Source organism: Sphingopyxis sp. H053 (genome assembly GCF_001468225.1).
Classification (GTDB): Bacteria; Pseudomonadota; Alphaproteobacteria; order Sphingomonadales; family Sphingomonadaceae; genus Sphingopyxis.
The window spans coordinates 311,701-324,820 of the sequence record NZ_LNRU01000006.1; the positions used below are offsets into that span (position 1 = coordinate 311,701).

Here is a 13,120-nt window from a genome sequence, read left to right on the forward strand (position 1 = left end):
CGGAACTTGTCAAGCGATGACGATATAGTCCGCCATGTCGCCTGCCGCGCGCGCCGCCGCGCCAATGTCGCGGATCAACAAGGCATTGGCCGATGCAAGCGGCAGCGTGAGCCCGCTTTCCTGCCCGAAGCGCGGAGTCAGCTGTCCGCCCTCGAGTCGCGCGCGAAGATAGTCGCGGCGCGTCCCACCCGCGGCCAGCGCCGCGGCGAGCGGCGCCCGGTGCACGGCGGGAAAAGGATCGCGCGCGCCGGCAAGGTGGCGGACGAGCGGGAGGAGGAACAATGTCGCGGTGACGTAGGCCGACGACGGATTGCCGGGCAGGCCAAGCAGGGTCGCGTCGCCAATCGTCCCGGCGATCAGCGGTTTGCCGGGTCGCATCGCGATCTTCCAGAAATCGAGCTGGCCGCCGGCGTCTTCGAGAGCGCCGCGGACATGGTCGTGATCGCCGACCGAGGCGCCGCCGACGGTGACGATGACGTCGTGACGTCGCGCCAACTCCTTGAGAATTTTTGCAAGTGTCGCGCGGTCGTCGCGGAGATGGTGCGGCAGGATCGTTTCGGCAACCTCGCCGACGAGCATCGCGGCGAGCATCGCGCCGTTGCTGTCGGGAATCTGGCCGGGGGCGAGCGGGTGTCCCGGCTGGACGAGTTCGTCGCCGGTGGTGAGGATCGCGACGCGCGGACGGCGGCCGACGGCAAGCTGGCCCGCACCGCTCATCGCCGCCGCGGCGATGGCGCCCGGGGTCAGGCGCGTGCCCGCCGGCAGCAGGCAATCGCCCGCGGCGAAATCGGCGGCGCGTGCGCGAATGTGGCGGCCGCGCGTGCCGGGACCATCGCCCCTCAGGGTTAGCCGCGCGCCGTCGCGGGTGACGTCTTCCTGGACGATCACCGTGTCGGCGCCGTCAGGAAGCATCGCGCCGGTGAAAATCCGCATCGCCTCGCCGGCTTTCACAATGCGGTCGGGTGCGGTCCCGGCGGCCGCCTCACCGATGACCGACCATGGCCCGGGCAGATCGTCGAAACGGATCGCATAGCCGTCCATCGCCGACAGCGGCGCGGCGGGCTGGTCGCGCACAGCGATGACATCGCTTGAAAGATAACGGCCAAGCGATTCGGAAAAGGCGATATTTTCGCTGGTGAGTGGTGCGCGCAGCGCGAGCAGCCGGGCCTGCGCTTCCTCGACGGGAAGCAGCCCGCTCATTCGGCGCGCCAGTCGCCCGAGCGCCCGCCGCTCTTTTCGAGCAGGCGGATGTCGCCGACGTTCATCGCGCGGTCGAGCGCCTTTGCCATGTCGTAGAGCGTGAGCAGCGCGACCGACGCCGCGGTGAGCGCTTCCATCTCGACCCCGGTTGGGCCCGTCGTCTGCGTGGTAGCAGTGACCGATATACCGCTGTCTTCCCACGCGAAATCGATGCCGACCTTGGTCAACGCGAGCGGATGGCAAAGCGGGATGAGGTCGGCGGTGCGTTTTGCGGCCATGATCCCGGCGATGCGAGCGGTCGAGAGTATATCGCCCTTCGGCACATTGCCGCTGCGGATCGCGTCGAGCGCGGACGGCGACATGGTGATCCGCCCACCGGCGACCGCGCGACGCTGCGTCGCCGGTTTGGCGCCGACATCGACCATCGACGCAGCCCCGCTTTCGTCGAGGTGCGTCGGCCGCGTCACGCCGCGGCGCCCGTCAGCAGCTGGCGCGTTGCCGCCGTGACGTCATCCTGGCGCATCAAGCTTTCGCCAACAAGGAAGGCACGGACGCCGCTCTCCGCCAATCTTTCGCAGTCGGCATGGCTCGCGATGCCGCTTTCGCCGACGAGCAGGGTGCCCGGCGGGACCAGCTTTGCAAGGCGTTCGGTAACGGCGAGGTCGGTTTCGAAGGTGCGGAGATCGCGGTTGTTCACGCCGATCAAGCGCGACTGGAGCCGGGTCAGCGCGCGGTCGAGTTCGGCCTCGTCATGCACCTCGACGAGCACGTCCATCCCGCGCTCGATCGCTGCGGCCTCGATCTCGCGCATCGCGCCGTCGTCGAGCGCGGCGACGATGATCAGGATCGCGTCGGCGCCGATCGCGCGCGCTTCGGCGACCTGCCAGGGATCGACCATAAAATCCTTGCGGAGCGCGGGGAGCGGACAGGCAGCGCGCGCTGCGATCAGATAATCCTCATGCCCCTGAAAATAGGGGGCGTCGGTGAGGACGGAGAGGCACGCCGCCCCACCCGCCGCATACGCGCGCGCATGATAGGCAGGGTCAAAATCCTCCCTTATCAGTCCCTTGGAAGGCGAAGCCTTCTTCACTTCGGCGATCAGGCCGAAGTCGCCCGCATCGATCTTTGCCTGCAATGCGGCGGCGAAGCCGCGCACCGGGCCTGCGTCGATCGCATCGAGGTCGGCCAAGGAGCGCGCGGCGCGGCGCTCGGCGACTTCACCGGCCTTGGTTTCGAGAATTTGGGTGAGCTTGTTCATTTATAGGCGATCCAGCAATTGAGCAGCGCGTTGGCAAGACCTTTGTCGATCGCCTCGGCGGCTTCCTCCACGCCTTCGAGCTGTGTGTCGGCCACACCCGCGACGATGAGCGCTTCGGCGGCGTTATAAAGCACCGCGTCGCGATAGGCGCCGGGCTCGCCTTCGAGCAGACGGCGCAGCGCCTTGGCATTATATTCGGCGTCGCCGCCGCGGATTTCGTCGAGCGAACGCGTCGGAAGCCCCGCATCGGCGGCCACGCTGCGCTGCATGCGCACGCCCTCGGGCAAGACCACCGCGACCTCGTTGCCGCCCGCGAGCGAGAGTTCGTCGAGCCCCTCGTCGCCCGAAATGACGCGTGAATGCTCGGTGCCGAGCCGGTGCAGCGCCTCGGCATAGACGGGGACGTAGGCGGGACGCGCGATGCCGACGAGCTGGCGGGTGACGCGCGCCGGGTTGGCGAGCGGCCCCATCAGGTTGAAGATCGTCCGGCGTCCGATCGCCTTGCGGATCGGCATGATGCGCTTCATCGCCGGATGCCGCGTTCCGGCAAAGAGGAAGCAGATGCCGAGGTCGGCGAGCTGTTCCTGGGCCTGCCTGTCGGCGCGCTCCATATCGAGCCCGAGCGCCTCCAGCGTATCGGCCGCGCCCGACTTTGAGGAAGCCGCACGATTTCCGTGCTTTGCGACCGGAACCTCGCACGCCGCTACGACGATCGACACGGCGGTCGAGACGTTGAGCGTATGATGGCCGTCACCGCCGGTGCCGCAGACGTCGATCGCGCCGGCAGGAGCATCGATCGGAATCAGCCGGTCGCGCATCGCCTGCGCGGCGGCGGCGATTTCGACCATCGTTTCGCCGCGGTCGGAGAGCGCGGTGAGGAATTCGACGATATTCTCGTCGCTGGCACCGCCGTCGAGCATCGTCGCAAAGGCATCGGCGGCCTCGTCATGTTCGAGCAGGCCGGCGGGATCGGGAAACGGACCGAAACGGCTCATGCGGCTTTCCGTTCGCCGACCGGCAACCCCGCAATTTTCAGGAAATTGGCGAGCATCGCATGGCCATGTTCGGTCGCGATGCTTTCGGGGTGGAACTGGACGCCGTGGATCGGGAGGTCTACATGGCGGAAGCCCATGACCGCGCCGTCGTCGCTGGTCGCGTTGATCACGAGGCTTGCGGGAATGTCGACGACCTCGAGGCTGTGGTAGCGTGTGGCCTGAAACGGCGAGGGCAGGCCGGCGTAGAGCCCGCTGTTGTCGTGACAGACGGGCGAGGTCTTGCCGTGCATCAAATGGCCGCGCTGGACGGTGCCGCCGAAATGCTGGCCGATCGCTTGGTGGCCGAGGCACACGCCGAGCAGCGGGCGACGCGCTTCGGCACAGGCCGCGACGAGGTCGAGGCTGATTCCCGCTTCGTTCGGCGTGCAGGGACCGGGCGATATCAGGATCGCGTCGGCGCCGGTGGCGAGCGCTTGCGGCGCGGTCAGCGCGTCGTTGCGTTCGACGCGCACGTCGACCCCCAACTCGATCAGATAGTGAACGAGGTTGAAGGTGAAGCTGTCATAATTGTCGATGACGAGGATCATGGGTCGGGCCGTAACGATTTTGGAGCGGTGGGGAAAGAACAAGAAGCTTTTGACGGTTCAACTCTTCCTTCGTCATTCCCGCGAAGGCGGGAATCCCGCTTCCTTCCCGGCTTCGTCCGCGCATCAATAGCGGGATCCCCGCCTTCGCGGGGATGACGGAAAAAAGGGACCTATTGGGCCATTAGTTTCGCAAGATCGTCCTTCCAGAATTTCGCCCAGGTGTGGGTGCTGTGGCCCTTGGTTTCGGGGGTTGCCGCGATCAGGATGAACTTCGTCGTCTTCAGCCGCGCCGCCGCCTTTTCGGTAATGCCATAGGCGGGTGGGTTGATGAAATCGTCGGCCGAATTGATCCAGAGTACCGGCACCTTGATCTTTTCGAGGTTCGGCCAGGGGTTGTAAGTCCGCGAACTGTCGAGCTGGTAGATCGTATCGTTCGCATCGTTGCGGCCATAGGTGCGGGCGAACGCCTCATCCTTGTATTTCTCGGCCGCTTCGCGCGTCGGATATTGCGCCTGCAGCGCGTAGGGATTGGCGCCCGCGATCATGCTGAGCGAGGCCGCGGTGCGCAGGCCCGCTGCGGGTGGATCGGTGTAATTGCCCTCCTTCCACAGCGGATCGGCCTTGATCGCATCGATCGACAGCGTGCGCCACATGCGGTTCTGGCCCGCGATCTCGACGGGCAGGCACGCGAAGGGCGCGAGCTTTTCGGCAAAATCGGGCCAGGTCTCGCCCCAAACAAAGCCGTGCATGCAGCCCATCGAGGTGCCGAGGATGAGCTTCAGCTTTTTCACGCCGAGCTTTTCGGTGAGCATCCGGTGCTGGGCGCTGACCATATCATTATAGTCGTAGCGCGGGAATTTCATGCGCATCCCGTCGCTCGGCTTCGACGAGCCGCCGTGGCCGATATTGTCGGGCAGGATGACGTAATATTTCGTCGTGTCGAGCGGCTGGCCGGGGCCGAAAAGCTCGCTTGCAAATTGCGGCTGGAAGAATTGCTTTCCTGTGCCGCCCGTGCCGTGGAGGATCATCACGGCGTTGGTGACATCGCCCTTGGCATCGCGCTGCGGCGTGCCGAGCGTCGTATAGTGGATCTTGAGCTCGGGCAGCTTTTCGCCGTTGGCGAAGGCGAAATCCTTGAGGATTGCATCGCCTTCGACAGCACCCTCGACGGCCTGGGCGTGAGCGGGGACAGGGCCGACGAGCAGCAGGGCGAGCGGGGCAAGATATTTATGCATGGCCGGACGCTAGCGTCCGCTCGGTACCCGTCAAGCTATTGCCCGTACCCCGGCGTACCCGCCAGCTTCACCGCCTCGCGCGCCGCCGCGAACAGCGCACCCGCCTTCGCCTCGCACTCGCGCTGTTCATAGGCGGGATCGCTGTCGGCGACGATGCCTGCTCCCGCCTGCACATGCATTTCGCCGTCCTTGACGATTGCGGTGCGCAGCACGATGCAGCTGTCCATATTGCCGTCGGGCGCGAAATAACCGACGCCGCCCGCGTAAGGCCCGCGTGCATCGGCTTCGAGTTCGGCGATGATCTGGCACGCGCGGACCTTGGGCGCGCCGCTGACGGTGCCCGCGGGAAAACCCGCGAACAGCGCGTCGATCGCGTCCTTGTCGGGCGCGATGCGGCCGATGACGTTCGAGACGATGTGCATGACGTGGCTGTAGAATTCGACGGTGTAGCTGTCGGTTACGGTGACGGTCCCGCCGATCGCGGCGCGGCCGACGTCGTTGCGGCCGAGGTCGAGCAGCATCAGATGCTCGGCGCGTTCCTTGGGGTCGGCCAGCAGACTCTCGCGGTTCTCGGCGTCCTCGGCGCTGGTGCGTCCGCGCGGGCGGGTGCCCGCGATCGGGCGGATGGTGATTTCGCCGTCCCTCACTCGCACGAGAATCTCGGGCGACGAACCGATCAGCGCGAAGCCGGGGAGGTCGAGGAAATAGAGGAAGGGCGAGGGGTTGATGCGGCGGAGCGCGCGATAGAGATCGAAGGGCGGCAGGTCGAACGGCGTCGAGAAACGCTGCGACAGCACGACCTGAAAGATATCGCCCGCGGCGATATAGTCCTTCGCGGTCGCGACCATCCGCGCGAAATGCGCGGGCGTGGTCGCGGGGTTCGCGGCGATGTCGGTCGGCAGCGCGCCGGTCGACGCGCGCTCGGCGTGCGCGGTGACGCTCGACAGGCGCGCGGCGATGGTGTCGAGGCGGTCCTGCGCGGCGTCGATCATCCGGTCGATCGGCGCCTCGGCATCGGGCCAGATCGGCGCGATCAGGAAGAGTTCGTCGGCGAGGCGATCGAACACCAGGATGACCGTCGGCCGCACGAACACCATATCGGGCAGGCCGAGGCCCGCCCCCGGCGCGCGCGGGATGCGCTCGACGAGGCCGATCGTTTCATAGGCGAAGAAGCCGACGAGCGTCGCGAGCGCCTTGGGCAGTCCTTCGGGAACGTCGAAGCGGCATTCGGCGACGAGATCGCGCAGCGCCTGGAGCGCGGGGGTGGCGAGCGGTTCGAACGCGTCGCGGTCGGTGCGCCAGTCGCGGTTGATCCGCGCAGCGTCTCCGGTAACCTCGAACATCAGGTCGGGATCGAGCCCGAGCAGGCTGTAGCGCCCGCGCGTCTCGCCGCTTTCGACCGATTCGAGCACCCAGTCGCCGCGCCCGGGCTCGATCAGCTTGAGCGCTGCCGAAACGGGGGTTTCGATGTCGGCGATCAGCCGCTGCCAGACGACCGCGCCGCGGCCCTGCGCCAGCGCTTCGAGCGCGGCGGCTCTTCCCTCGAGACTCACCCTTATTCGGAGACCGGCGCGGTGCCGGTCAGCTCGGCGCGCAGCTGGTTCACGAGATCCTTGTTGATCGTCACGCCGACGCGGCGCTTGGCTTCGGCGGCGAGCTGCTCGATCAGCTCGTTGCCGAAGGCGGGTGCGAGCGGCTGCGCGATCGCGGCGACGCGTGCGGGTTCGATCGACTTCGGATCGGGCCGCTGAACGTCATTGAGCGCGATCACCATCCAGCCGCGGTTGCCGGGGATTTCGAGCGTCTTGACGCTGTTCTTCGCCATCGAGAAGAGCAGCGCGAGCTCGGGCGGAACGGGCTTGCCGCCAGCACCGAGTTCGGCACGGCGACCACCGATCGTCTGGACATTGCCGATGTTGGGGCCGGCGGCGGCGACGGCTTCGTTCAGGCTCTTGCCGGCTTCGACTGCCTTGACGATCGCGCGCGCCTTGCCGCGGGCAACCTTCTGCCCCTCGGCAAAACGCCATTCGCTGAGCAGGTCGGCGCGGATCTGCGCGAACGGCGGCGGCGCGGCGGCGGTGATCGACTTCACCGCATAGACCGCGAATTTCTCGTTCTCGACGAGCGTCGCGATATGGCCTTCACCTTCGCCGGCGGCCTGGAAAGCCTGCGCGACGAGCGGCGCCAGTTCGGGCGCGGGGACGAAAGCGGGCTGGGCGGGGGCGCGGCCGCTGGGCAGGATCGCGGGCGTTTCGACCAGCTGGAGTTTGCGGTCGGCGGCGATTTCCTCGACCGACGCGCCGCCGTTCACGGCATCCTGGATCGCGTTATAATAATCGACGATCGCCTCGTTCGCCTTGTTCTTGGCAAGCTCGGTGCGAATCTCGGCGCTGGCGTCGGCGAGGCTGCGCGCGGGCTTCGCGGTCACATCCTCGACGCGCGCGACGGTCCAGCCGAGGCCGGTCTGCGTCGGGCCGATCAGGTCGCCGGGCTTGGCGGAGAAGGCAGCCTTGGCCGCCGCGGCGCTGCTCGTTGCGGCATAGGCCGACTGGGTGAGGTCGCCGGTGGTCGAAGCCGAGAGGCCCGCGGCCTGCGCCGCGGCAGCGAGCGGGGTGCCGCCGCGAACCTTGGCGGCCAGCGCGGTCGCCGCCGCCTGATCGGGCACGATCACCTGCGCAAAGCGGCGCGTCTCGCTCGCGGTATATTGCGCGGCATTGTCCTTATAGACCTTGGCGATTTCGGCGTCGGTGACCGCGGGAACCGGCACCGCGGCGCGATCGAACAGCGCGTACTGGACCACGCGGCGTTCGGGGACGGTGAACTTGGCCTTGTTCTGCGACAGATATGTCTTCAGCGCGGCGTCGCCGGGATCGGCGGTCGGCGCGAAGGGGCTCGCCGGAATGAAGGTCGCTTGCCCGCGCCGCTGTTCCATCAAAAGCGCGGCGTAGGGCTGCGCCATGCCCGGCGCGATCCGCGGCATCATGGCGATCGGTGCGGCGAGCTGTTCGATCAGGAGTTGCTGGCGCAGGTCGCGGCGAAGCTGGGTTTCGGTGAGGCCGTTCTGGCGCAGGAAATTCTCGAAGACCTTCTGGTCGAACTTGCCCGACACGCCGGCAAAGGCGGGCAGATCGGCGATGCGCCCGTCGATCAGCCGCTTGCTGACGCTGAACCCCATGCCGGTTGCGAACTGGTCGAACGCGCTGCCTTCGACGAGTTGATCGAGGACCTGGTCGAGCCCGCCGCCTTCGACGAACGCTGCCATCGTCAGGCCCGGCTGGCGCTGGCGCGCCTGGTCATAAGCCTGACGCGCCCGGTCGCGCAGTTCGCCGACGCCGATCTGTTCGCTGCCGACCTTGGCGACGTTGGCGCCGCCGAGCCCGCCGAAACTCGAATTGCCCGTCACATCGCCCAGCGCGAAGGCGAGGCCGACGAGGACGACGAAGCCGAGGGCAAGGAATTTGCCGATCGTCGAGGCAAACATGGCGCGGATAGCGGTAATCATGGAGCGGGCATTCTTTCCGGCAGGGCGCAGGTCACGCGCGATTGCGCGCTGCTTTAGGCGGGAGGCGGGGCCGCATCAAGGCCGGAAAGGGGCTTTATCGCCTGTGCGCGACGCGGCTTGCCTATCGCGCCTATGCGCCGCTAGGGCGAGGGCAAGGTTCGAATAGAGGGAGACGCAGACAAATGACGCGGCGCAAATATGTGGTCGGCAACTGGAAGATGAACGGGCTTTCGGCGGCAATCGGCGAAGCGCAGGCGATCTTCGCCGCGGCGGACGAGCATGCCGTCGTCGATGTAGCGATCTGCCCGCCCTTCACGCTGATCGGCGCCATGGTCGCCGCTGTGCCGGGCAAGGCGGTCGGCGGACAGGATTGCCACAGTGCTACGTCAGGCGCCTTCACCGGATCGGTCGCGGCGGAGATGCTCGCCGACATCGGCGCGAGCGTTGTGATCGTCGGGCATAGTGAGCGCCGCGAAGGTTTCGCCGAGAGCGACGACGATGTGCGCGCCAAGGCCGAAGCCGGCCTTGCCGCCGGCTTGTCGGTCATCCTGTGCGTCGGCGAACCGCGCGAGGTCCGCGAATCGGGCGGCGCGATCGACTATGTCCTCGCGCAGATCGCTGGATCGGTGCCGGAAAGCTTCGATCCGCACCGGCTGGCCATCGCTTATGAACCGATCTGGGCGATCGGGACCGGGCTTGTGCCGACGGTCGCCGATGTCGCGGCGATGCACGGCGCGATCCGCGGCGCGCTCGCGGCGCGGTTCGGCGGTGCGGCGGAGGATATGCGCATATTGTACGGCGGGTCGGTCAATGGCGAGAACGCCGCCGAATTGCTCGATGCCGGTGATGTCGATGGGGCGCTGGTCGGTGGAGCGAGCCTGACCGCGGCGAAGTTCGTGCCGATCGTCGCGGCGGCGGCGACAATCCCGGGTTGACCATTATTCGTCGCCCCCGCGAAGGCGGGGGCCGCCGGCAACCTTGCTCAAGGTCGATGGCGGCCCCCGCCTTCGCGGGGGCGACGGATTATTTCTGAGGCGACGTATGGGTTGAAGCGAAGCCGCTTCGTCTCTATGTGCGCCGCGGGCGCGGTCCGTTTGAGGTCGCGCAAGTTCGGGAAAATATGATGTCCAGTCTCTTCACCTTCATCCTCGTCCTGCAGGCGCTCGTCGCTGCGGTGATGATCGGCGTCATTTTGATGCAGAAGTCGGAAGGTGGCGGTCTGGGCGTCGGCGGCAGCCCCGCGGGCCTGCTTTCGGCGCGCGGTGCGGCGGATTTCATGACCCGTGCGACGACGGTCCTTGCGACCGCCTTTGTCGCGCTGTCGATCGTGCTGGCGGCGATGGCCTCGGTTGGTCGCAGCGGCTCGACGATCGACACCTCGCTGTCGAAAACGGCGCAGACGAGCGGCGCGGCTCCGGCTTCGTCACTGACCGCTCCGGCGCAGCCTGCCCCCGCTGGAACGGCGCCCGCGGTTGCGAGTGACGATCCGCTGGCGGCCGCAGCTGCAGCGGCATCGAGCCAGGAAGCCGCACCGGCACCGGCGCAGGCACCACCCGCCAAGAAATAACCGGCGGCTTCGGCCTCCACCTGTAACCCGCCCGGCGGAAAATATTTCCGCCGGATGCGATTCGACGGCTTGCGCCGTCCCCCTCCCGTTGAGTAAGTCTTTCCTCCCATGGCGCGGTTCATTTTTATCACCGGCGGCGTGGTCTCCTCGCTTGGCAAAGGTTTGATGGCGGCTAGCCTCGCGGCCTTGTTGCAGGCGCGGGGCTATCGCGTCCGTATCCGGAAGTTCGATCCCTATCTGAACGTCGATCCGGGCACGATGTCGCCCTATCAGCACGGCGAGGTCTATGTGACCGACGACGGCGCCGAAACCGACCTCGACCTTGGCCATTATGAGCGCTTTACCGGCGTTGCTGCGCGGCAGAGCGACAATGTCACCTCGGGCCGCATCTATCAGGGCATCATCGCCAAGGAGCGCCGCGGCGACTATCTGGGCGCGACGGTGCAGGTCGTCCCGCACGTCACCGACGCGATCAAGGAATTTGCGCGCGCCGAGATCGACGACCTCGATTTCGTGCTGTGCGAGATCGGCGGGACGGTCGGCGATATCGAATCGCTGCCCTTCATCGAGGCGATCCGCCAGCTCAAGAATGAAGAGGGACGCGAAAACGCGATCTCGGTCCATGTCACGCTGGTGCCTTACATCGCGGCCGCGGGCGAACTGAAAACCAAGCCGACGCAGCACAGCGTGCGCGAACTCGCGTCGCTCGGCGTCCAGCCCGACATCCTGCTCTGTCGCTGCGAAAAGCCGCTGCCCGAGAGCGAACGCGCGAAAATCGCGCTCTTCTGCAACGTCCGCAAGGAAGCGGTGATCCCGGCGCTCGACGCCGACAGCATCTATTCGGTCCCGGTCCAGTACCATGGCGAAGGGCTGGACACTGAGGTTTTGCGCGCGTTCGGCATCCACGACGCGCCCGCGCCCGATCTGTCGCGCTGGTACGACATCATGGACCGCAAGCAGCACCCCGAAGGCGAAGTCACGATCGGCGTCGTCGGCAAATATGTGTCGCTGCCCGACGCGTATAAGTCGCTCAACGAAGCACTGGTCCACGGTGGCATGGCGCACCGCGTCAAGGTCAACATCCGCTGGCTCGACGCCGAAATGTTCGAGCGCGACGAGGATCTCGCCGCCAATCTCGAACCGATGCACGGCATTCTCGTCCCGGGCGGCTTCGGCGAACGCGGGTCCGAAGGCAAGATTTCGAGCGTCCGCTTCGCGCGCGAACGCAATGTGCCCTTCTTCGGCATCTGCCTCGGCATGCAGATGGCGTGCATCGAGGGCGCGCGAAACACGAGCGGCATCGCCGACGCGTCGAGCACCGAATTCGGCCCGACCGACGAGCCCGTCGTCGGGATGATCACCGAATGGATGAGCGACGAAGGCTTGCAGAAGCGCGGCGCCGACACCGATCTGGGCGGCACGATGCGGCTGGGCGCCTATGAGGCGAAACTGTCGCCGAACAGCCATGTCGCGAGCGTCTATGGCGCGAACGACATCAGCGAGCGCCATCGCCACCGCTACGAGGTCAATAACGCCTATCGCGAAAGCCTGGAGAAGGGCGGTCTCGTCTTTTCGGGCATGTCGCCCGACGGCATGCTGCCGGAAATCGTTGAGCGCCCGGACCATCCGTGGTTTATCGGGGTGCAGTTCCATCCGGAACTCAAGTCGAAGCCGTTCGATCCGCATCCCTTGTTCGCGGGTTTCATCGAAGCGGCGGTGAAGCAGAGCCGGCTGGTCTAGCGCCGGGAAAAAGGGGTGTAGGGGCATGGATCACGCGAGACTCGCCGAGTTGCAGGGCCCCGACAGCATCTTTTCCGGGCTCTCGGTCGAAGATTGGGCCGAAATCGCCAGCCGCGCGGTGCAGGTCAATTTCGTCAAGGGCAAGGAATTGCTCGTCCAGGGCGACCCGGGCGACATGATGCTGATCCTGACCGAAGGCACCGCGCGTGTGTCGATGCTGACCTCGGGCGGGCGCGAAATCGTGCTCGCCTATGCCGAACCCGGCGCGATATTGGGCGAGATCGCGCTGCTCGACGGCGGCGAGCGCACCGCATCGGTGACCGCGACGAGCGCCGGGAGCGCGCTCCAGCTTGGCCGCAATGCGCTCAAGGATTTCGCCGCGAGCCATCCCGAATTCGCCTGGTCGCTGATGCAGCAGCTCGCACGGCGGTTGCGCACCGCCGATCAGACGATCGAAAGCGACCGGGCTTACGCGTCGGGACCGCGGCTTGCGCGTTACCTCAAGCGCCTGATTCGCAAGGATGTCGAGGCATCGCAGCGTGTCGAACTCAGCCAGACCGAACTCGGCAATTTTGCCGGGATGAGCCGCGAGCATATCAACCGCCAGCTCAAGAGCTGGGAGGAATCGGGTGTGATTTCGCTCGAGCAGGGGCGCGTGCGCGTGCTCGATGCCGATATGCTGGAGGATATCAGCGAGAGCGAGGGGTAACAAACGCTCGTCATTCCCGCGAAAGCGGGAACCTAGCGAGCCAGCGTCACAACTGGGTTCCCGCTTTCGCGGGAATGACGAATGTTGGAGCTCGTTATGATCGGCCCGGAATCACAACGCCCGGGCCTCGCTTTGCGAAACCCGGGCGCCTGTGACGAACACTCGCCATCCCCCTTTGTTGCAGGCCTGGCGAAAGGCCTGCACTCCCTGGAGCCGGGCCTTTGGGCCGCGTTGAACCAGAAGCAGCGTGGGTAGGTCCGCGGGGGGGCTTTGTCACTCTCTGACGGGCAGTTGGTCCTGCTTTTGCCGGGCGCTGTGACCTATCGG

12 protein-coding genes are annotated in these 13,120 nt (G+C 66.5%); 4 read left to right on the plus strand and 8 right to left on the minus strand.

Annotation, left to right across the window (positions count from 1 at the left end; all coding sequences use genetic code 11):
* Positions 1–9: 9 nt before the first annotated feature.
* The 8 genes from ATE70_RS13955 to ATE70_RS13990 form a co-directional block, all read right to left on the minus strand.
* Positions 10–1,200, minus strand: coding sequence for a molybdopterin molybdotransferase MoeA (locus ATE70_RS13955; protein ID WP_058538490.1), 1,191 nt, complete (start codon positions 1,198–1,200; stop codon positions 10–12).
* Positions 1,197–1,667, minus strand: a complete 471-nt coding sequence (gene moaC, locus ATE70_RS13960) for a cyclic pyranopterin monophosphate synthase MoaC (RefSeq protein ID WP_058538491.1) — start codon at positions 1,665–1,667, stop codon at positions 1,197–1,199. Before moaC ends, ATE70_RS13955 begins: the two co-directional genes overlap by 4 nt.
* On the minus strand, positions 1,664–2,458 hold the full coding sequence (gene trpC / locus ATE70_RS13965) for an indole-3-glycerol phosphate synthase TrpC (RefSeq protein ID WP_058538492.1): 795 nt from the start codon (positions 2,456–2,458) through the stop codon (positions 1,664–1,666). Before trpC ends, moaC begins: the two co-directional genes overlap by 4 nt.
* Entirely contained in the window at positions 2,455–3,453 is a 999-nt protein-coding gene (gene trpD / locus ATE70_RS13970) for an anthranilate phosphoribosyltransferase (protein ID WP_058538493.1), read from the minus strand. Before trpD ends, trpC begins: the two co-directional genes overlap by 4 nt.
* Positions 3,450–4,040, minus strand: coding sequence for an anthranilate synthase component II (locus ATE70_RS13975; protein ID WP_058538494.1), 591 nt, complete (start codon positions 4,038–4,040; stop codon positions 3,450–3,452). Before ATE70_RS13975 ends, trpD begins: the two co-directional genes overlap by 4 nt.
* A 170-nt stretch (positions 4,041–4,210) precedes the next feature.
* Positions 4,211–5,275, minus strand: coding sequence for an alpha/beta fold hydrolase (locus tag ATE70_RS13980; RefSeq protein ID WP_058538495.1), 1,065 nt, complete (start codon positions 5,273–5,275; stop codon positions 4,211–4,213).
* A 35-nt stretch (positions 5,276–5,310) separates the two neighbouring features.
* Positions 5,311–6,828, minus strand: coding sequence for an anthranilate synthase component I family protein (locus ATE70_RS13985; protein ID WP_058538496.1), 1,518 nt, complete (start codon positions 6,826–6,828; stop codon positions 5,311–5,313).
* A 2-nt stretch (positions 6,829–6,830) separates the two neighbouring features.
* Positions 6,831–8,777 (minus strand): peptidylprolyl isomerase, encoded by a 1,947-nt coding sequence (locus ATE70_RS13990; protein WP_082639762.1) that lies wholly within the window; start codon positions 8,775–8,777, stop codon positions 6,831–6,833.
* Between the two features lie 182 nt (positions 8,778–8,959).
* On the opposite strand from ATE70_RS13990, the gene tpiA reads away from it, so the two are divergent.
* The 4 genes from tpiA to ATE70_RS14010 all read left to right on the plus strand — a co-directional run bounded on the left by tpiA (position 8,960) and on the right by ATE70_RS14010 (position 12,793).
* Positions 8,960–9,712: a triose-phosphate isomerase gene (gene tpiA, locus ATE70_RS13995; protein WP_058538498.1), complete on the plus strand. Its 753-nt coding sequence runs from the start codon at positions 8,960–8,962 to the stop codon at positions 9,710–9,712.
* 185 nt (positions 9,713–9,897) lie between these two features.
* Entirely contained in the window at positions 9,898–10,344 is a 447-nt protein-coding gene (gene secG, locus ATE70_RS14000) for a preprotein translocase subunit SecG (RefSeq protein ID WP_058538499.1), read from the plus strand.
* Between the two features lie 108 nt (positions 10,345–10,452).
* Positions 10,453–12,084 carry a CTP synthase gene (locus ATE70_RS14005; protein WP_058538500.1) on the plus strand — a complete coding sequence of 544 codons (1,632 nt, stop codon included), beginning with the start codon at positions 10,453–10,455 and terminating at the stop codon, positions 12,082–12,084.
* Positions 12,085–12,109: 25 nt separating this feature from the next.
* Complete coding sequence (locus ATE70_RS14010) at positions 12,110–12,793, plus strand: Crp/Fnr family transcriptional regulator (RefSeq protein WP_037515365.1); 684 nt, start codon at positions 12,110–12,112, stop codon at positions 12,791–12,793.
* Positions 12,794–13,120 lie beyond the last annotated feature (327 nt).